Below are 19,869 nucleotides of genomic sequence, written 5' to 3'. Positions count from 1 at the left end.
CGGGGCGAAGGGCCGCCGAATGAATTCGGGGCGAAGGGGCGTTCCGCCGCAAGGTCGGCCTGCGCCGACCAGCATCGCGTCCACGCAGGTGGACGCCCGGCGGCACGCCCTTTAGGCGCGATTTCAATCGCTCTGGCACTCTGGCACGGAGGCACGTATGAGCCTGCACAGTGAGATTTGCGAGCAGCCGCAGCGCCTGGCGGAGATGTTGACCGGGCAGCGCGGCCAGGTCGAACGGATCGCGGCCGCCATTCGCGACAGGGATGTGCGCTTTGCCTTTCTGGCCGCCCGCGGCACGTCAGATAACGCCGGGCGCTATGCGATGTATCTGTGGGGCGCACGCAACGGGTTGCCGCTGGCCCTGGCCGCGCCCTCGCTGTTCACCTTTTACCAGCAGCCGCCGCGTCTGCGTGATGCCCTGGTCGTTGGCGTGTCGCAATCGGGCCAGTCGCCCGACATCGTGCAGGTGCTGACGGAAGGGCGGCGGCAGGGCTGCCTGACGCTGGCAATCACCAACGCGCCGGCGTCGCCGCTGGCGCAGACGGCCGATTTCGTGCTCGACATCCAGGCCGGGCCAGAGCACGCGGTGGCCGCGACCAAGACCTACACCGCCGAGCTGATGAGCATCGCCATGCTGTCGGCCGCGCTGAGCGATGATGCGGCCGCCTGGCAGGAGCTGAGGGCGGTTCCGAGCTGGATAGAAACGGTTTTGCAGCAGGATGAGACGCTGCGTGATCTGGCGCGGCGCTATCGTTTCTTGCAGCAGTGCGTGGTGATCGGCCGCGGCTATAACTACGCCACCGCGTTCGAATGGTCATTGAAGCTCAAGGAGTTGACCTACGTGCAGGCGGAGCCTTATTCGGCGGCCGATTTTCAGCACGGGCCGATGGCGATGATCGAGCCGGGCTTTCCGGTGCTGGCGGTGGCGCCCAGCGGTCGCATGGCCGCGTCGCTGCTGGAATTCATCACCTACCTGCGCCGCCAGCAGCAGGCCGATTTGATGGTGCTGTCGGATCAAGCGTCCAGCCTGGCCCTGGCGCAGGCGCCGGTCAGCCTGCCGGCGGGCATCCCCGAATGGCTCAGCCCCTTGGTCAGCATCGTGCCGGCGCAGCTCTTTTGCTATCACCTGACGCGCGGCAAGGGATTCGATACCGAACAGCCGCGCAGCATCCATAAAATCACGGAAACGCGCTAAGAAACCACCGCCCGGGGGAGCGGCGGCCGGTCGGCGTCAGGCCGACCTTGCGGCGGGACGCCCCTTCGCCCCGAATTCATTCGGCGGCGGCGGCCGGCGGCGGTTGCCTGCAGAGTTTCCAGACGAGGAGTTCATCATGCAGCTCGAGCGAATTGCATTGCTGCCACTGCCGCCATCGCGGCTCTCACCCGCAGAGCAGTTGCGCGTGGCCGGTCATCGGGTGACGCCGCAGCGGGTGCTCTTGTTGCGCCTGCTCGAAGAGGCCAACGAGCACATGGATGCCGAGTCGTTGTACCAGCGCGCCAGCGCGGAGGATGCCTCCATCAGCCTGGCCACGGTTTACCGCACGTTGGCGGTATTCAAGAAACTGGGGTTGGTAGAACAACGCTATTTTGCGCGTGCTCACAGCAAAGAATACTACGAGCCAACCCGGCGCAGCGAGCACTATCACTTCACCTGCACCAACTGCGGCCGCGTGATCGAGTTCAGCACCCCGCTGATTGCGGAGGTCAGCCGCGCGGTGGGCGAGCGCCACGGGCTAAGGGTGACGCACGCCTGCGTCTGCTTCGAAGGGCTGTGCGACGCCTGTCAGGGCTGAACCGGCGCCGGTTGGCGCGGCGCGCATCAGGCGCGATTTCAATCGCCGGCCGTATCTTCTCAATTTGGCCCCCCGCCGCCCCGCCGGGGGCGGGCCCCCCCCCCCCCCCCCCCCTTCCCGCCGGCCCGCCATCAGGGATAAGCCCTGTGATACATGGCGCGTGTGGCCGTCACCCGGAAACCCACCCCCTCGTACAGACGCACCGCGCCGGTCAGATTGGCCGCATCAACGTGCAGCCCCAGGCCGGGATGGCCCAACGCCGCGCCGGCCTGCAAGGAGGCGATGAGCAGGCCGCGGCCCAGGCCCTGCTGGCGCCAGGGTCGGCGCACCGAGAGCATACTGATCCAGCCGTGCTGATTTCCCCGCCGCGCCGCGGCCCCTGGCCCCATGTCGTTGATGGCGACGCCTGCCACCTCATCTCCGTCCCACACCACGAAACTGGCATCCGCATTGGCCCGGCCCTGCGCCAGCCGGTGCATGAACTCCGCGAATGGCATCTCAGCATGGTTCCAATGATCGGCAAAGGCTTCGTTGAGCGCCCGCCAGATCGCCTCATCGGCCCGTCGTTCGCTCCAGGTGCGCAGGGTCAAATGGGCCGGCAGCTCCAGCGCCGGCAGTGGTTCGGCCAGCGACCGCCGCATCTCGAAGAAGTAGCGCAGCGGCGTCATGCCAAACCCGCTGAACAGCGCCTCGACGCCCGTTTGCGTGGAGAACGCGCGGCCCGCCATGATCACCGGGCGGTTCAGTCCGGCTGAAACGGCCTGCACCCGCTGCCAATGCTGCTGCAGCAAGGCGCGGCCAATCCCGCGGCGGCGCCAGGCCGGATGAACCGCGCCGTCGGTCAGGTAGAAGTAGCCCTCGCTCCCGTCGCGCTGCATGGCAAGGGCAAAGGCCACCACGCCCGCCCCTGGCATGACGGCCACGAATTGATCCTCCGGTCGCCGGACCGGGTCCGCCAGGTGAAAGCGCAGATCGGCCGCGGTTGTGTGCTCCGGCGTGCTGTCGGCCTCCTCCGCGGCCTGCATGGCCCGCAGCGCCTCCTCGAAATCAGGCTCGACAAACGGGCGGATGACAAAAGGCATTGTTTGGCTCATGGTCGGTTACACCATCTTCTGATAGAGATCGAACTGTTTGCTAACGGCCATGCCGGCGCGTTCGTAGAGCCGGGTAGCGCCGGTCGGATTGCTGGCGTCCACGCCCAGCCCCACCCAGGGGCGGCCCCGGCGGTAGAACTCGCCGAATGCCTGCTGCAAGAGCGCCTGGCCCAATCCCAGGCGGCGCCAGGGGCGTCGCACCGAGAGAAGGCGCACCCAGCCCCCATCAAGTTCAGGAAAACAGAGCGCCGCGCCCGCGATTTCGGCGCCATCCTGGGCCAGAAACCAGAGCGTGGGGTCCAGGTTGCTGCGCTCCAGGTTCCAGGCGGCCCATTCCTCGAAAGGCGAGTAGGCGTGTTCCCAGTGATCTGCGAACGCATCTTCGACGGCCGCATGTACGGCGCGGGCATCGGCCGCAAGATCGAAGGGGCGCAGGGTGATGTTGGCCGGCCAGGCGGGCGGGGCCGGCGGCGCGGTCAGACCGATTTCCATACGCCAGAAGTGGCGCACCACCTCGAAACCGTTCGTTTCCAGCAGGCGCTGCATGAACGGCTCCTCGCCATGCACGATCCCCTGCCTGAGCTTGATCGCCGCGCCCGGCGGCGCGGCCGCCACATGCCCGGCCACGCGGGCCTGGGCGCGATCGAAGAGGGCCAGGCCGACCGCCTGCTGTTCCGGCTCGTCCAGGGCCGGATGCACATACATGTCGGAATCGAGACGGCTGTGTGGTTCGCGCAACCAAACCTCGCCATAGCCCACCAGGCGGCCATCGGCCAGCGTGGCAACCCAGGCATCGGTTGCCGGGTTGAAGCGGGGTTGTTGCCAGTTGGTACGCAGATCGTCTTCGGTGGTATCGGGAACACCGAGCACGGCCACATCGAAGGCGATGATGAGATCAAGCACCGCCTGAAAATCGCTTGGCTGCACGGGGCGCAGTTGAAACTCGTGGTTGTTCATGATTCAATCCTGACTCGCTGCTTCGTTCATGATCAGCGTATAACTGCGATAACGTCCTTCGGTGATGGCGCCGGTACTCAGCGCAGCCTTGACCGCGCAGCCCGGTTCGCTGAGGTGAACACAACTGTTGCCGAATTGACACTGGCCCAGGAACGGGCGCATCTCCGGGAACAGAAAGTCCAGTTCCACATCGTACTCATCCAGACCCCACAGGCCAAACTCTTTGACCCCTGGCGTGTCCACCACCCGGCTGTCATGATCGAGGTCGAAGATCTCCAAGTGTGTCGTCGTGTGGCGTCCCTTGCCGGTGCTCTCGCTGATCTCGTTGACGCGCAGGCCCAGGCCCGGCTGCAGCACGTTGAGCAGGCTGGTTTTGCCCACGCCCGACTTGCCCACGAAGACCGAGAGTTTGTCGCGCAGCGCCGCGGCCAGCTCGTCCAGGCCAGTTCCCAGGCGCACGCTGGTAATCACCACCGGGTAGCCCAGGCGTCGGTAGACATCCACATCGGCCAGCAGGGTATCGGTTTCCATCAAGTCCGCCTTGGTAATGCAAATGAGCGGCCGTAACCCTTCGGCCTCCGCCACGATCAGGTAGCGGTCGAGCAGGTGCCAGGTGGGGTGGGGCTGCGCGGCCGCGAAGATCATCACCACCTGGTCCAGGTTAGCCGCGATGACCTGCGCCTGCTCCTTGCTGCCGGCCGCCGGGCGCACGAACTTGTTGCGCCGCGGCAGCACCTCGACGATCATGCCTCTGCCGTTGCCGGCATCCTCGAAGCGCACCACATCGCCGACCGCGACCGGGTCGAGTTCGCGAATATCCTTGACCTCCTGCACACTGCGGTGCCCCAGGGACGAGCGATCGGCCGTGGGGTAGACCAGGCGCTTACGCAGCTTGGACGACAGCGTGCAGGAGACGATCTGATCGTCTACTTGCAGGTAGTAGGCGCCCAGTTTTTTCTTGAAGACGACGCCGGTGAGCGGCGAGGCGTCCTGGGGGAGGCGCAGATCTGTGTGCGCTTTTGGTTTTGGCATAGGACTCCATTCAGCAACGGGCATCGGGTTACCCATTGCGGTGCAGCTTACCGGTGCGCTTGGCGTAATGCTCGGCCCAGCGGAAGATGCGCAGGCCGGCGGGGATGGTCAGCAGGCCGATGACGAGCAGCGGCCAGATGTAGGGCCACAGGCTGCCGGTGACGGCGCCATCCAGCAACGTGGCGCGCACGCCGTCCAGCACGTAGGTGGCCGGCGAGAACTTCGACGCCACCTGCAGCCAGGCCGGCAGCACATCCACCGGGTAGTATACACCGGAGACAAGCAGAAGCAAGGCGATGATGACATGCGTCATCTGCGAGCCGCGCTCCGGGAAGAGCAGCGGCAGCACCGCGCCCACAATGCTGATTCCGATGAACGAGAGGCTGCCTGCCATCAACATCACCGCAGCGCCCGCCAGGTTGGCGTTGGCCAGGCGAATGTCAAAGAAGAGCAGCGTCGCACCCAGGATGACGGCCGTGTGAAACAGGCTGTAGACCACCGCGAAGGCGGTCTGGCCGAGCATGTGGGTGACGCGCCGAATCGGCGCCATCAACGTATACTCGATCGTGCCCTCCCAACGCTCCATACCGACCACGTCGGTGACCCAGTAGAAGACCGACGAGAGATAGCGCCAGACCAGGGTCCCGATCGCCAGGTAGACGACCAGGAAGTGGCTGTCAATGCCTTGCCCGCCCAGCTTCTCCATGCCAAAGCCGATGTAGCTTACGGACAGAGAATTGACAATGGAATAGACCAGCCAAACCAATTCCCAGGCCCAGTAGCGTCTGACAATAAAGAAATTGCGCTCGATAAAGGCATAACTGGCCTTTACTTCAAAAGCGAGTGTGCTCATGTGATACCTCCTCCAGGTGCAGTCGCCTGCCACTCGTCGCGCAGGATGCCCATGAAGACTTCATCCCAGCGCCGGCCCTCACGCAGGAGGGCGGCGCGACCAATCCCCTCGACCGCGAACCCGGTCTTTTCGTACGACCGCCGGGCGCGTGCGTTGTAGGCAAACACGCTCAGGGTGAGACGCTGCAAGTTCAGCTCGGTGAACGCATAGCGTTGCATGATGCGCATCGCATCGCTGCCGTAACCTTGCCCCCAACAATCCGCTTCACCGATGCCGATGCTCACCCAGCCGGTGCCATGCATCCACTGGATGCCGTTGACGCTGACGAAGCCGATCGGGCGGTCGTCAGCCAAACGATAGATCATGAACCAGTATTCGTCGAGCGACCTGCGCTGTGCGTCGCGCAGTTGATCCTTTACCAGGTCCTCCTTGACCACGCCGGTCAGCCAGGGCCGCACCGGGTCCGCATCGAGCAGACGCCGATACTCGGCCTGGCGTGACCAGGCGGCGAAGAGGGGGGCGACCACTTCGGGGGTAATGGGGCCTAAGCGCACCTTATCGCCCTCGAACAGACGCGTGCTCTGCAGCGCGGGCAGCCGGGGAATGTCCGCGCCGGGCGCATCAATCCGCGCCACCCCGCCGACATCGGGCAGTCCGCGGCGCCACTCGTCTTGCAAAATGCCGTAGTGCAACCGATCGTAACGCCGGCCGCCGCGGTTGAACGCGTCGCGCAGGCGCACATCCAGGCTAAAGGCCGCTTGGGTGAGCAGGCGCTGCGCAGCCACATTGTCCCCCGGCGCCATCGCCGCCAACCGCTGCAGGTTCAACTCATTGAACGCGTAGTGCAGCGTCAGGCGCAACGCTTCGCGACCATAGCCGCGCCCGCGGTCCGCGGCATCACCGATGCCCAACTGCAAGGCAGCGCTCTGTTGCGACCACTCGATCCAGATGAGCTTGCTGAAACCAATCAGCCGATCATCGGCGCGGGCGTGGATCGTGAACCAAAACTCGCGATCCCCTTGCTTGCGCGACTCCTCGTACCGCTGCTTGATCTGCCCCGGCGTCAGCGGATAGGCCGACTCGGAGCCTAACAGGTGCATGTAGTCAGCATCCTGTGTCCAACGTGCCTCCACCTCCGCATCCCTGTCTGGGTCCGGCACGGCCAGGTAAATCAGTTCGCCATCAAAAAGCGCTTGATTCATGGTTGATCGTCTTCCTTTCTGTCTGTTCTCTGTCTGTTCGTATCTTTCCCAACGTTTGCCATCCCGCCAAGCAGGCGCGCATGGCGCTCAGACGGCTTGGCTCTCAGCGGCGCCATGCAGAGCAGCGAGCAACGCCGAACGCGGGGATTGCCCTTCAGCGCAGGGGGGAGTCCAGGGCGTTGGGCCTGCGCGATCAGTCGGTCGCACCGCGGTCGCGCAGGCCCCCCACAGTCTCATGATGACATCCCCCTCACAGGGCGCCGTGGACAGACAAACACTACAAAACGTGTTGGGCATCATGCGACTTGATCCTCCGTCACGAGCTTCTTGCCGGTCAACTGCAAGAAGACTTCCTCCAGGCTCGGCACATGACCGTTGGTCTGCGGGATTCGCTGCTTGAGGTTAGCCGGCGTATCCAACGCCACGATGTTGCCGCCGTCAATGATGGCGATGCGATCACACAGGATATCCGCTTCCATCATATCGTGCGTCGTCAACAGGATCGTGGCGTCGTGCGTGTCGCGCAGTTCACGCACAAAGGCCTGCACTTCACGCTTCGAACGGGGATCGAGGCCGGTCGTTGGCTCATCCAACAGCAGCAGGATCGGGTGCGTCAGGAATGCCCGTGCAATCGCGACCTTCTGCTGCATACCGCGTGACATCTCTTCCATCGGCTGGAAGATGGCCTTCTCCTCCAGGCCCAGGCGCAGCAGGATACTCTTGGCCTGGGCGCGGGCAGTACTGGCTCCTACGCCATAGAGCCGCGCACCGTAGAGCAGGTTCTCCATCGGCGAAAGCTTCTTGAAGAAGCTGGCTTCCACCGAGACCCGGTTGAGCAGGCGCTGCGCCGCCATCGGGTCTTTGACCACATCATGTCCAAAGACATTGATCTGGCCGCCGTCAGGGATGAGCAGCGTGGCAATCAGGCGAATCAGGGTGGACTTGCCGCTGCCGTTTGGCCCCAGCACCCCAAAGATCTCTCCCCGCGGCACACTGAAGCTGACTCGGTTGACCGCCACCGTCTGCTTCGATTTGCCATCGAGATGCCCGTTGGTTGCACCGCTGCTTGTGGCCTGGCCGTTGGAACGTTTCCTGAACGGGAGCGCAAAACCGGACCCTTGTTTGCCAAACGTCTTCAGGGCGCCGTCAACCTGTAAAGCTGGTTCGAAACTCATAAGTTCCTCCTCGTATCTCAAGGGCGCACACCTAAGCCCCTCCACCGCACCATTTTGTTGAACCACAAGCCGCTCTCGACCGGGCAATAAGAGAGCCGTGGAGATGACCCCACGGCTCTGGTCGCGCTGATGCGCGGGCATCAGCCAACAAAAAAGCCGTGGAGCGAGACGTTCGCCCACGGCCTGGATGTACTTAACACGAATCTTGTGTTATGTCAACCTGACAGAGGGCGCACGTCGAACGCGCAGAGCAACATCACCGTCACCGGTGATACGGACACGATAAACGATCGTGCGGACGATAGTCATGCGACTCATCAACGTACACTGCCCCTTTCGTTAAGATGACTGTTCAGGAAATTGGTGATTTTATTTTCCAGAACCGTAAGAGAGATTCTAGCATAACCGCCCGCAGGTTGTCAAACTGGACACGGTGAAAAATTCGTGGGGCATGCGTGTTCTTGCGCTTGCCTCTCACGAAGCGTGCGCGTAACGGGCGGCATGACCCCGTCGTCAGACAGGCTGGCGACGGGGTCATGCCGTTGCATGCGTGCTGCGCGCCCCATGTCAAACACCCGGTTTGCACCCAGTAGCATAAGCCCCCCCATGAAACATCTTTCCACCGAAGGGCGCCCACGGTAGGCACCCGCCGAAAAGAGATAGAAAGTTATCCACTCATGGCAGCGTGGCCGCTTATTATCGCTTTGCGTGAATCTCGAATCTCAGGAGAGTACGACTATGTTTCCAGTACGCACATTGCAGGCCCGCAGAGTCTGCACCATTTGCTTTGTTTTCGCCTTGCTGATAACGGCCCTTCCGGCCGGGCAGGCGCTTCCCGCCGCGGCCGCGACAGGGGTGATTTCTTCAGCGCCGTCTGGCGGCGATCCAGAAACGCCCATTCATGCCAGGTTGTTCCTCCAGGCGCCAGCCACGCTCGGTCAACCGGCCACACTGACCTGCCAGGTTTCCAGCACGCAGGACGCCCCCGGAACCACGGCCCAGATTGAGTTGCCCGGTAACGTCACGCGGAGCGTGGGTAGCCTGACCTGGCAAGGTGATCTGACCGCCAATCAACCGGTTGAGATCGCAGTCACCGTTGTCTTCACCGCGCCGGGCGATACCGCCATTCTGTGCCGCGCCCTGCACACGGTGGATGCCAGGAACAGTTGGGGAGACCTGGCCGCGCTCTATCTCTCCGGTCAGCGCGGACGAGATCAAGGCGGGCTTTGCGCCGATCCCGGTGAGCGAACGCGTGCATAACGGCGGCCTGCAGCGCGCGGGCGATGGTCGCCTTCTGGCAGATACGCCGGCATCCTATCCGGATCCCAATCGGATCGTCGCGGCGCCGCCGGCCAACAACCCTTTGCCGCCGCCGGCCGCACCCGCCGCACCCGCTGCACCGGCGCCTTCGCCAAATCCCAAAGATCAACCACAGTCACCGCCCGCAGCGCCCGCGGCGCCGCCAGTCCTGCCCGCAGCGCCGGTCAGTCCAGAAGCGGCCCTGGTTCCGAACTCCTTGACCGTGACCGGCAATTGGGCCTATTACGACCGGGACGACAACTACGTCGGCGCGCTGGAGATGCTGGTCGAGCTGGTGCGCGGCGATAACGGCGGGCACCTGGCCTATTGTTTCACCGACCTGAGTGGCAATTACGCGTGTGGGCCGGTGAGCAACCCCGGTGGGGTGGGTGTGCGCACCCTGCTGCGCTCCTGGACTAATTACAACCCCAACGGCGACATTCTGGCCGTCGTCAACCCCGACTATGGCACTACCAATGCCATCGGCTTCACCTTTCCGACGCAGAGCGGCGTCGTCGTTTTCCCTGACGGCACGCATGACATTGGCGCCTGGTTTGTCTTCAACGGCAGCAACTACGAGCGTGCCTACTGGACACAGCGCGACCTGAACGAAACCTGGCGTTTTGTCTATTTCACCGGTGGCGGGGGCACTTCCGGCCCAACCACTGTGCAATGGAAGATTGACAGCACCGACGGCACCTACTACAACCCCGGCGGCAACGTTCACCTGATGGGGGTTGATCCACTGTCACCCCTGGGCGTGGTCGCCAAGCATGAGTACGGACACAATGTCATGTACAACATCTACGGCAACTACATGCCGCCCAACCCGAACTGCAATCCGCACACGATCCCGGCTGCCCTCAGCGCTGGCTGCGGTTGGACGGAAGGCTGGGCCGAGTTCCTGACGTCGGCCGTCAACAACAGCCCCACGTTCTACTGGCCGAGCGGCGCCAGTCTCGACCTGGAATACCCGACCTGGGGAACGTTTGGATGGGACAACGGCGACTGGCCTGAAGGTCGCGTCGCCGGCGCGCTGTGGGACATCTACGACGCCAACAACGACGGCGATGACACCTATTCCGATGGCGCCTTTGTGAATCTGTGGGACGTCTCGTACAACGCCAACGACAACGTGATGGCCGACTTCTGGTATCACTGGTTGGTGCGTGGGCACAGCAACGTAAGCTGGGGGCCGATCATGGACCTCTACCAGAACACGATCAACTACCGCGGCGGCCCCTTCAACGACGATTTTGCTTCGGCGTGGGGCATCGGCTCGGTGCCCTTTGCTTGGAATGGGTGGAATACGATCAATGCGACGACACAAGGCAACGACCCACCGACCACGTGTGCGTCGGGCTCGTATCCCAGGCAATCGCGCAGCGACTGGTACAGCTACACACCGCCCATCACCGGCAACTACAACATCAACACGATCGGCAGCAACTACGATACCGTTGTCGCGGCATGGACCGGGTCGTGGGGTTTCCTCACCAGCCAGGGCTGTGACGACGACGCTGGCGGGAATTGGACCTCGTCATTGAACGTCACGCTCTACGGCGGCACCACCTACTATATTGAAATCATGTCGTATGGCAACACCAATGGAGGCTTGCAAAACCTGTCTGTCACACTGCTCCCGCCGCCGAACGACGACTTCGACTATGCCTTCGCGGCCGGTGACTCCTATGTGGACTACGAAAACACGGGCAATGCCACGACCACCGACGACGATCCGTCGTTCACCTGCGGTAACTACTTCAATGGTCAGGGTTCGCACAGCGTCTGGTACACGATCACGTCGCCTTACAGCCGCGTTTTAACGGCGAGCACGCTAACCAGCAACTACGACACCGTGCTCGGCATCTGGACCGGCAGCCGAGGCGCGCTCAGCCTGGCCGCATGCAACGATGACACCGGCGGCGGCTACCAGTCGCAAACGCAGGTGGCCATGCAGGCCGGCACGACCTATTCCATCGAAGCGTTGGGTTACGGCGCCGGCAACGGTGCACTGAACTTTGCCACCAGCTTAGGCCCGATCTGCCCGGACTTCACCGCCCCGGCCGGCGTTGGCGTCGAGGACGTCGCGCTGATCTCCAGCTTGTGGGGACAAGCCGCCGGCCCGCCCTACGATTATGACGGCGACGGCATGATCACCATCTACGACATCACCCAGGTCACGCCGCTGTGGGACCAGGACTGCCTGGGAGTGGTCGCCCCGCCCGAAGCCTCCCCCAAACCGTAGGTCACGCCTCCGGCGTGACAACGCTGTCTGCGCCGGAGCACACTTCCCTGCGTCTGTAACGCAAGCCTCTGGCTTGCGTTACAGGCGCACGTCTTCTGATTTGGCGCACATCCAATCAAGGAGCGCGGCGATACATCGAAGCCTAACGCAATTTATGATTCCTTTGCGGTGAAAAATACGGTTGGGGCTGCAATTGTCGTGCTCGGTTCCCCAGGCTTTCCCATCATTATACTTTCAAGTATAATACTTGAAAGTATAATCTGTCACACGGAAAACAGACATGATCGGTAACCGATTCGTTGGCCGCGAGCAAGAACTGGGTCTTTTCGATGCGCAGTGGCGGGCTGCCGGGCCGCGGTTCCTGGTGCTTTACGGCCGGCGGCGCGTGGGGAAGACATCGCTCATCTCCACCTGGCTTGAGCGCAGCGGCGCGCGTGCCCTCTACTGGGTCGCCTCACCCACCTCGGCCGCGGCCCAACTGCGTTCCTTCTCCCAGGTGGTGTATGAGTTCGCCAATCCGAATGTGCCGTTCGGCAGCGATTTCACGTACAGCACCTGGGAGCAGGCCTGGCGTGAAGCGGCCAATCTGACGCGTGCAGGCCGTCTATTCCTGGTCATTGACGAATTCACCTATTTGCTGGAAGTGACGCCGGGCATCGCCGGGCAGCTGCAAAATTTCTGGGATCAGGTGCTCAGCAAAACCGATTTGCTCCTGTGCCTTTCTGGCTCGCATCTCGGCATGATGAAGCACGAATTCCTTTCCTACCAGGCGCCGCTGTATGGTCGTGCAACCATGCAGATTCACCTGCAGCCTCTGCCCTTTGGCTTGACCAGGGACTATTTCCCGAGTTACAGCGCCGTGGACCGCGTGGCGATCTACGCCATCTTCGGCGGCATCCCTGCTTACTGGGAACGCATTGATCCGAACCAGTCAGTCTCACAGAACATCAAAACCCAACTGCTGACCCCCAACAACCTGATGCAGGCCGAGCCGGCCCTGCTCCTGCACGATTTTGTCTCCGATCTGCACAACTACGCGGCAATCCTGACTGCCATCGCCAACGGCGCACGCACGCCCAAAGAGATTGCCGACCTGACCGGTCTGCCAAACGTGCAGGCGCCCAAATACCTGGGTGTGCTGGCCGAAGCGGGATTCGTCGAACGGCGCGTGTCGGTCACCGCACCAACTGCGTCACGCACGGGACGCCATCACATCACAGACCCGTACCTGCGTTTCTACTTTCGTTTCCTGGCGACCCGGCAGCATCAGTTCGCATTGAAAATTCAAGATCAGGCATTGGCCGAGATCAGCCGCCATCTGATTGACTTTATCGGTACTTACACCTGGGAAGAATTGTGTCGTGAGTGGATGCTACGCGCGGGCGCACGCGGAGTGCTGCCGTTCATGCCCGATGAGGTCGGCAGCGCCTGGAATCGCACGGTGCAGGTGGATGTGGTCGGCAACAACACCATGCACAAGACGTTGATCCTGGGAGAATCGAAATGGACGCTCGAAGCCGCGTCGCGCAAGGTGATGACCGAACTGGTCGAGGAAAAGGCAGATCGGGTAGTGCCAGAGCAGGGGAGTTGGAGAGTGTTTTTCGTTGGCTTTTCGCGCAGCGGCTGGACGGACGCGGCGCAGGCATACGCCGCAGAGCTTCAGGACAGGCCGCCCGCAGGCAGAAATTGGACCTGCGCCGGAATGCGCCTGCTCGATCTGACGCAGGTGGATGACGACCTGACCGCCTGGTCAGAGTAGCATGAATCCGGCGTGCGGGGCGCCGGATTCATGCACAGCCTATGTTACGCTCGCCCCAGCGCGGCCAGCATCTCGGCCACGCTGGTGAACTTCACACGCGGGCGACCTTGTTCCTGGCCGCGGCGCAATTCCATCTCGTTCAGGCGCTGCCAGTCCGCGTAGGAGAAATAGTTCGACTGCCGCGCCTTGACCAGGTCAGCCAGGGCCGCGACATCGGGCCGGGCCGGCGTGAGGGTCTGGCCGTGCGCCAAATCCTCGAGCATACACATCACCGTTTCGACCGCATCCGGTTTGTTGGTGCCAATCACGCCATTGGGGCCGCGCTTGATCCAGCCCGCGGTGTATTCGCCCACCTGCGGCTGCTGCGTTTCCGGGTTCAACACACGTCCCTTTTGATTCAAGATCACGCCCCAACTTTCTTTGAAGGGCACACCCGGCACCGGCACCCCGCGGTAGCCAACCGAGCGAAAGACCAGGCCAACCGGAATCTCCTCGGTCTCCCCGGTCGCTTTCGGGCGCAGTGTGCCGGTATCGGTAGCCACCAGCTTGTTGTGTGCCAGGCGCATCATCTTGACATGCCCGGTCTCGTCCCCTTCCAGCGCGGTAGGCGAAACCAGGAAGCGGAAGATCAGGCGGCGTGACTTGCCGGTTGGCTCGTGTCGCCCATACTCCTGCAAAATCTCGACCTTCCTGAACAGGGTGCGGTCGTTGTTGCGATCAAGCTCGGCCTGACTCAACGGATCCAGCGTCACCTCAGCGGGCGGCACGATCACATCTACGTCCGCCATCTCGCCAACCTCTTTGATCTCCGGGTTGCTGAAGGCGGCCTGCACCGGGCCGCGGCGCCCCAACACGTAAACGGTGCGCACACGGCTGTGGCGCAAAGCCTCCAGCGCGTAATCGGCAATGTCCGACTTGAGCAGTTCATCAGGCGTGCGGCATAAAATACGGGCCACATCAATCGCCACGTTGCCAATGCCCACGACCGCGGCCGCCTCCTGTGAAAGGTCGAACTGCAGGTCGCGGTAGTCAGGATGGCCGTTGTACCAGGCCACGAAGTCGGTGGCCGGGTGGCTGCCGGCCAAATCCTCGCCCGGAATGTCCATGCGGCGGTCGGTCTGCGCGCCGGTGGTATAAACGATCTGATGGTAGTGCATCTTCAGTTCGTCCACCGTCAGATGCTTGCCGATCTCGACGTTGCCATAAAAACGAACATGCGGATGGGTCGCGGTCTTGTCGAAGACTGCGGTCACGGTCTTGATCTTCAGGTGGTCGGGCGCCACTCCTGCGCGCACCAGGCCAAAGGGCGTGGGTACGCGATCGAACAGGTCAATCTCAACGCTGAGATTGGTTTGCTTGAGTAAATGCTCGGCGGTGTAGAAGCCGGTCGGGCCAGCGCCGATGATGGCCACGCGTAGGGGATTGCCGGCTGTACCTGGTTGTGTCATTCGATGCTCCTTTGCCTCGAACTCTGGGTGAATGATTGCCATCAGACCTGTGCGCACACCGGCGTCTCAGGCCTAGCTGCCCATCATTTCGATTTGCAGGCGATCCACCTCGCCCATGTACGTGTCGCGCTCGGCCTTCAGAATGTCGCCAATGGAAACGATGCCCACCAACTCGCCATCTTCCAGGATGGGCACATGGCGGGTGCGCGTCTCGGTCATCGTGTGCGCCAACATGCGCAAATCATCATGCGGCGAACCGATCACCATGTCCTTCTTCATCACCTCGCCCACGCGGCGCTCGAAAATGGCCTCATCGCTGGCCGCGCGGCGGATGATGTCGTGCTCTTCCAGAATGCCAACCGGGCGGCGGTTGTCATCCACCACCACCAGCGACCCAATGTTGTGCATCGCCAGGACCCCGATCGCGTCCCTGATGGTGAGTTCGGGATGAATCGTTGCCACATTCGGCCCTTTTTTTGCCAGAACCAGACTGGTTTTCATCGTTACCTGCTCCTTTCACTGCCCTGCGTCTCACTGCCTGTCACAGCATTCATTCTATCACTTTGTGGGCAGTTTTGCCACTTGGGGGGATTGGAGATTGGGGATTGGAGACCGGTGGAGATTGAGACCGGAGAGGAGACCGGTGATGAGTGCAGAGTGATGAGTGGAAAGTGATGGAGTGCAGAGACCGGAGAGTGAGACCGGAGATTGAGACCTGCAAAGTCCAAAGTGATCAGTGCAAAATGCAGTGTGCGGGACATTCTGACTCTTCCTGATCTCTGATCTCTGATCTCTGTCCTACTTCCTGATCCTATCTCCGACCTGCCTCGCTCAGCGCGCCAATGACGGCGAATACAGACTGAGGGCCAGGGATTGACCTGTTTCGATGATTGACTGTGATACCGAGTCAACAACCCCGGTTTCGCCTACGCCCGCTCGCACACCTCCTTGTCCACCGGCCGTTGCTTCCAGGGTCAGATAGAACGAGTAGGTCTGCTGGCTTTTCATGGTTCCGAACCAGTAATACACGCCCTCTCTATAACTGGAGAATCTGAGGGCGGCCGCCAGGGCGGTGTCTTCTACCTCTACGCGCGGCTCGCTCGATTGCAGGCCACCGATGGAAGTCACGATGCCAACCGCTGCATCCTGTAAATCCACCAACGGCGTCACTTCGTAGACCACGGTCACCGGTTGGTTCAAGGCCAGTGTGCCCGACAGATACAGCCGGTTCTGGATCAACCCAGGTTGAAGCCCCGGTCCTCCTCCTGGGACGCTTGTGTGCGCCGACTCCCAATGATTGGGCGGCGGGTCATGGCTGACCCAGGTGTCTTCGCCTTCTACCAGGAGGTATAGGGCATCTGGACCAGGGAAAGAACTTCCATAGGGAGTGTCTTTGCGACCAAGCCCTACGATCTTGTAGTATCCATTTTCCAATACTCGAGCAGTTGCGGTGAAGACATAGGTTTGGTCTGCCTCCATGTTCTCGATCCGCCATTCGCCGGGTGTGTCCAGCAATTCGACGCCCGCCGGCAAGACGAAGCTCACCGCCACATCGGTGAAGGCCATCGAGGTGCGCAGTTCCAGGCGCAGCATGAAAGGTTCGCCCAGGGCGGGTCTTCCCTCCATCGCTAACGATCCTGTCATGGGTGAGCTGGGCGGCGTACATGCAACCAGCAGCAGCAATGTACACAGCCCCACGGCCACGGTCGCGGCCGTGATCCAATGTCGTACCTGCACGATCCGCAGGTCCTTGTTCCACAACGTTATCATGAGATCCTCCTTGTATCTGACATCGAGTAGCGGGCAGGCCTTGCACCTGCCCGCCTGGGCGACCGCAAGGGTGCGCCCCTACGGACAGGAGATGGCATCGGGGTTGATCTTGAACTTGTTGGCAGACACCGCACAGAAGTAGAAACCGGGATGGTTGTCGGTCTCCTGCACCACGTTGCCCCAAGGGGCCCACGTTCCCTGCCTGAACTCGAGTTCCTGGAATGTCGTGCCTGCCTGGTCGCAGGTGTTGCGGGCGCGTCCCAGGGCGAGGGGGTACAGATTCGTCAGGTTCAGCGTCGTGGCCGCTGCCGGCAGCCCGGCCACGTCCGTTCCATCCACCCGGTAATGCCACACCCCGCCCTCCTGGACGATCTCGAAACGAGGCGTCGTTCCCACGGCCAGGGGGGCGCCCACGTAGCGCGCAGGGGTAGGAGTGGCAAGTGGCGAATCAAACAGCCCTGACCCAAGAACCACACCAAGTGGGGACTGAGCAAGGAGAACGGCGGCCAGCACGGCCAACGCCAACACTAGAGCCATAGAGAACACTCTGCGAGAAAGGGATTCGTTGCGCATCCTTACACTGTCGTTATGGAATATTGTGCGAAACCGAAGCAATTACAGTCCCGTTTACAACTACGTTGAACGTGGCATCCCCATCCCAGGTACCCACCTTCTGCACCTGAACCAAATGATAGGGTGAGGTTACTATGTCATTTTTCTTCCTATCAGGTGGGGGTTCTTGAAGCCGGACGAAGACGGTGACTTTGTCTCTCAGGTGAGTGATACGCTCGACCTGAATATCGTAACCATCGGTTGGTTTCCAACCCTGGAACACTGCAAGGACGAAATCTGCATCGTAATTCAGACTCTGTAGTCGTGCCTGGGCCTCGGGCGTAACCCGGGCGTCTAGGTTAGCCACCTCTTCCAGCGTGGTAATAACTATTAAGCCAGGTTGCTTGTCCTGGTAAATTTGCCTGGTGCCAGAAGCATCGCGCTGCTCGATAGTCTCGAAAGACAGATCGGTTTCCTGAGGTTGACAGGCGTTCAGCCCGGCCAAGGCAAAAAGAAGGCAAAGCATAGATATAGTCTTGTACTTCATTTCAAAACTCTCCATTCGTCAAGGCAAATCACTTGATGAAACGCCTCCTTCTTGGGGTAGCCTAACGTGAATTAGCGTCCAAAGTTCGCGCGCCCGCTGCTGCGATGTCAGCCGACCTGGGCGCAGCTGGCTTAGGCCGCGTCACCGTCAAATCCCTTGCGGTAAATAGCTAATGCCAGTAAAATGGGTCGTCTCGATTCTGTGTTCAGGAGTCTGCCCTTGTCTATTGCTGCTTTCATCGAGGCCATGCCCAAGGCCGAGCTGCACATTCACCTGGAAGGGGCCATTGCGCCGGCCACCCTTCTGCGCCTGGCCGAACGTCACGGCCGGCCGCTGCCCGCGGAGGATGTGCAGGGCCTGCAGGCGTGGTACCATTTCACCACCTTTCGCCATTTCATCGAAGTCTACCTGATGGGCCAGGCCTGCCTGCGCCAGGCCGACGACTTTGCCTTGATCGCGTATGAGCTGGGCGCGGACCGCAGCCGCCAGGCCATCCGCTACTCCGAGGTGACGGTCACGCCCTACACCCACATCTGGCAGCAGAAGGGCATCCGGCCCGAGGAGATCATCGAAGGGCTGGAGGATGGCCGGGCGCGGGCGCGGCGTGATTTTGGCGTGGAGATGCGCTGGGTGTTCGACATCCCGCGCAACCTGCCTGAACCGGCCGGCGCCTGGACCGCCGATTTTGCCATCCAGCACATGGACAAGGGCGTCGTGGGGTTTGGCCTGGGCGGCGACGAGTCCAAAGCGCCGCCAGAGCTGTGGATCGCCCCGTTCCAGCGCGCCATCGCGGCCGGCCTCTACAGCGTTCCTCATGCCGGTGAAGTGGCCGGCCCGGTCAGCGTGTGGGGCGCGCTGCGCCATCTCGGCGCGCGGCGCCTGGGGCACGGCGTGCGCAGCAGCGAAGACCCGGCCCTGGTGGCCTACCTGGTGGAGCACCAGGTTCCCCTGGAGGTCAACCCCACCAGCAACCTGCGCCTCAACGTCTACCCCGATTTTGCCCACCATCCGCTGCGCCGCCTGTGGGACGCGGGCGTCTACCTGACGGTCAACTCCGACGATCCGCCGATGTTCGACACCACCCTGACCGCGGAATACGGCGTGCTGGCTGCGCATTTTGACTTCACGCCCGCGGAACTGGAGCAAATCAGCCTGAACGCCGTGGCCGCGGCCGCGCCCCTGGGCCTGGATGCGGCCGGCCGGCGCCAGATGCAGGGTGAATTTCGCGGCCGCTTCGCCGACCTGCGCCAGGCGCTGAACATGCCGGCCGCGGAGGCGCCCCATGCCTGAGATGCGCCTGACCGCGGCAGATTCCCTGCCCCTGACAGCGCTGACCGCGCTGCTCAACGCGGTCTATGCCGATTACGCGCTGCCGGTGCAGCGCTCCAGCCAGCAGGTGGCGATCCACCATGCGGTGTGGGATATCGAGCCGGCGCTGTCGGTCATCGCGTGGATGGAGAACGAGCCAGTGGGCGTGGCGCTGCTGGGTCGCCGCGGGCAGGCCGGTTGGATCGGCAGCATGGGCGTGCTGCCTGCCTGGCGCCGGCAGGGGATCGGCCTGCACATGCTGCACCAGGTTCAAGCCAATGCCCGGCGTGCGGGCCTGAGTCACGTTGATCTGGAGGTTCTTACCCGCAACACGCAGGCGCAGGCGCTGTACGAAGTCGCCGGCTTCCAGGTGCAGCGGGAGCTGCTCACCTGGCAGCGCCGCGTGGAACAGGGCGCGCTGCCGGATCCGTACTTCAAACTGCAGCCGACCAGCGTAGCCTGGGCCTTGCAGCAGGCGTCCGCCTGGCACACCACGCCGCCCTGCTGGCAGCGCAGCGTTGGCTCGCTCCTGCACATGACCGATCTCAAGGCGTTCACCGTGACCGATCAGAGCGGAGAAACGCCGGTCTACCTGCTCATGCGGCATCTGATGCAGGGTCAAATTCGCCTGGCCGATATCGGCATCGCGCCCGGCCACGAGCCGCGAGGCCTGGGACGCGAACTCCTGCAAGGCTTTCATCTGCGTCACTTCGACGCCAACGTCATCCTGGGCAATGAGCCGGTGGAGAGTCCCTGGAACCGGGTCTTTGTGGCCCTGGGCTACTACGTCATCGAGCGCCAGCATGAGATGCGCTGGCTGGTGACCTGAAAG

General features: G+C 62.4%; 18 protein-coding genes. 7 read left to right on the top strand and 11 right to left on the bottom strand.

The window, feature by feature from the left end; translation table 11 throughout:
- Positions 1-157 precede the first annotated feature (157 nt).
- Both IPF85_RS15495 and IPF85_RS15490 read left to right on the top strand, forming a co-directional pair.
- Positions 158-1,195, top strand: a complete 1,038-nt coding sequence (locus tag IPF85_RS15495; protein WP_343408980.1) for an SIS domain-containing protein — start codon at positions 158-160, stop codon at positions 1,193-1,195.
- Between the two features lie 136 nt (positions 1,196-1,331).
- Complete coding sequence (locus IPF85_RS15490) at positions 1,332-1,793, top strand: Fur family transcriptional regulator (RefSeq protein WP_343408979.1); 462 nt, start codon at positions 1,332-1,334, stop codon at positions 1,791-1,793.
- A 131-nt stretch (positions 1,794-1,924) separates the two neighbouring features.
- Here IPF85_RS15490 and IPF85_RS15485 read toward each other — a convergent pair whose 3' ends face one another.
- From IPF85_RS15485 to IPF85_RS15460, 6 genes are all read right to left on the bottom strand, one after another.
- Positions 1,925-2,875 carry a GNAT family N-acetyltransferase gene (locus IPF85_RS15485; protein WP_343408978.1) on the bottom strand — a complete coding sequence of 317 codons (951 nt, stop codon included), beginning with the start codon at positions 2,873-2,875 and terminating at the stop codon, positions 1,925-1,927.
- An 18-nt stretch (positions 2,876-2,893) separates the two neighbouring features.
- Positions 2,894-3,844 carry a GNAT family N-acetyltransferase gene (locus IPF85_RS15480; protein WP_343408977.1) on the bottom strand — a complete coding sequence of 317 codons (951 nt, stop codon included), beginning with the start codon at positions 3,842-3,844 and terminating at the stop codon, positions 2,894-2,896.
- 3 nt (positions 3,845-3,847) lie between these two features.
- Positions 3,848-4,876 carry a ribosome small subunit-dependent GTPase A gene (gene rsgA / locus IPF85_RS15475; protein WP_343408976.1) on the bottom strand — a complete coding sequence of 343 codons (1,029 nt, stop codon included), beginning with the start codon at positions 4,874-4,876 and terminating at the stop codon, positions 3,848-3,850.
- Between the two features lie 28 nt (positions 4,877-4,904).
- On the bottom strand, positions 4,905-5,729 hold the full coding sequence (locus IPF85_RS15470) for an ABC transporter permease (RefSeq protein WP_343408975.1): 825 nt from the start codon (positions 5,727-5,729) through the stop codon (positions 4,905-4,907).
- Positions 5,726-6,931: a GNAT family protein gene (locus IPF85_RS15465; RefSeq protein WP_343408974.1), complete on the bottom strand. Its 1,206-nt coding sequence runs from the start codon at positions 6,929-6,931 to the stop codon at positions 5,726-5,728. The genes IPF85_RS15470 and IPF85_RS15465 overlap by 4 nt, the downstream gene beginning before the upstream one ends.
- 296 nt (positions 6,932-7,227) lie before the next feature.
- A complete protein-coding gene (locus tag IPF85_RS15460; RefSeq protein ID WP_343408973.1) occupies positions 7,228-8,106 on the bottom strand; it encodes an ABC transporter ATP-binding protein in 879 nt (292 codons plus the stop codon).
- Positions 8,107-8,844: 738 nt separating this feature from the next.
- Between IPF85_RS15460 and IPF85_RS15455 the strand changes: the two genes are divergently transcribed.
- From IPF85_RS15455 to IPF85_RS15445, 3 genes are all read left to right on the top strand, one after another.
- Positions 8,845-9,366, top strand: coding sequence for a hypothetical protein (locus tag IPF85_RS15455; protein WP_343408972.1), 522 nt, complete (start codon positions 8,845-8,847; stop codon positions 9,364-9,366).
- Positions 9,260-11,653 (top strand): hypothetical protein, encoded by a 2,394-nt coding sequence (locus IPF85_RS15450; RefSeq protein ID WP_343408971.1) that lies wholly within the window; start codon positions 9,260-9,262, stop codon positions 11,651-11,653. Before IPF85_RS15455 ends, IPF85_RS15450 begins: the two co-directional genes overlap by 107 nt.
- 280 nt (positions 11,654-11,933) lie before the next feature.
- Positions 11,934-13,412 carry an ATP-binding protein gene (locus IPF85_RS15445; protein WP_343408970.1) on the top strand — a complete coding sequence of 493 codons (1,479 nt, stop codon included), beginning with the start codon at positions 11,934-11,936 and terminating at the stop codon, positions 13,410-13,412.
- 44 nt (positions 13,413-13,456) lie between these two features.
- Here the strand turns inward: IPF85_RS15445 and IPF85_RS15440 are convergent, their stop codons facing one another.
- The 5 genes from IPF85_RS15440 to IPF85_RS15420 form a co-directional block, all read right to left on the bottom strand.
- Complete coding sequence (locus tag IPF85_RS15440; protein ID WP_343408969.1) at positions 13,457-14,860, bottom strand: FAD-dependent oxidoreductase; 1,404 nt, start codon at positions 14,858-14,860, stop codon at positions 13,457-13,459.
- A 72-nt stretch (positions 14,861-14,932) separates the two neighbouring features.
- Positions 14,933-15,361, bottom strand: coding sequence for a CBS domain-containing protein (locus tag IPF85_RS15435; RefSeq protein WP_343408968.1), 429 nt, complete (start codon positions 15,359-15,361; stop codon positions 14,933-14,935).
- A gap of 330 nt (positions 15,362-15,691) precedes the next feature.
- Positions 15,692-16,630: a hypothetical protein gene (locus IPF85_RS15430; protein ID WP_343408967.1), complete on the bottom strand. Its 939-nt coding sequence runs from the start codon at positions 16,628-16,630 to the stop codon at positions 15,692-15,694.
- 78 nt (positions 16,631-16,708) lie between these two features.
- Positions 16,709-17,167, bottom strand: coding sequence for a hypothetical protein (locus tag IPF85_RS15425; protein ID WP_343408966.1), 459 nt, complete (start codon positions 17,165-17,167; stop codon positions 16,709-16,711).
- A gap of 49 nt (positions 17,168-17,216) precedes the next feature.
- Positions 17,217-17,729 carry a protease complex subunit PrcB family protein gene (locus IPF85_RS15420; RefSeq protein ID WP_343408965.1) on the bottom strand — a complete coding sequence of 171 codons (513 nt, stop codon included), beginning with the start codon at positions 17,727-17,729 and terminating at the stop codon, positions 17,217-17,219.
- A 219-nt stretch (positions 17,730-17,948) separates the two neighbouring features.
- On the opposite strand from IPF85_RS15420, the gene add reads away from it, so the two are divergent.
- A complete protein-coding gene (gene add / locus IPF85_RS15415; protein WP_343408964.1) occupies positions 17,949-19,019 on the top strand; it encodes an adenosine deaminase in 1,071 nt (356 codons plus the stop codon).
- Positions 19,012-19,866 (top strand): GNAT family N-acetyltransferase, encoded by an 855-nt coding sequence (locus IPF85_RS15410; RefSeq protein WP_343408963.1) that lies wholly within the window; start codon positions 19,012-19,014, stop codon positions 19,864-19,866. Before add ends, IPF85_RS15410 begins: the two co-directional genes overlap by 8 nt.
- Positions 19,867-19,869: the final 3 nt, after the last annotated feature.

It is taken from the genome of Candidatus Amarolinea dominans, from assembly GCF_016704685.1.
Classification (GTDB): Bacteria; Chloroflexota; Anaerolineae; order SSC4; family Amarolineaceae; genus Amarolinea; species Amarolinea dominans.
This window is presented reverse-complemented; position numbering and strand designations above follow the sequence as displayed.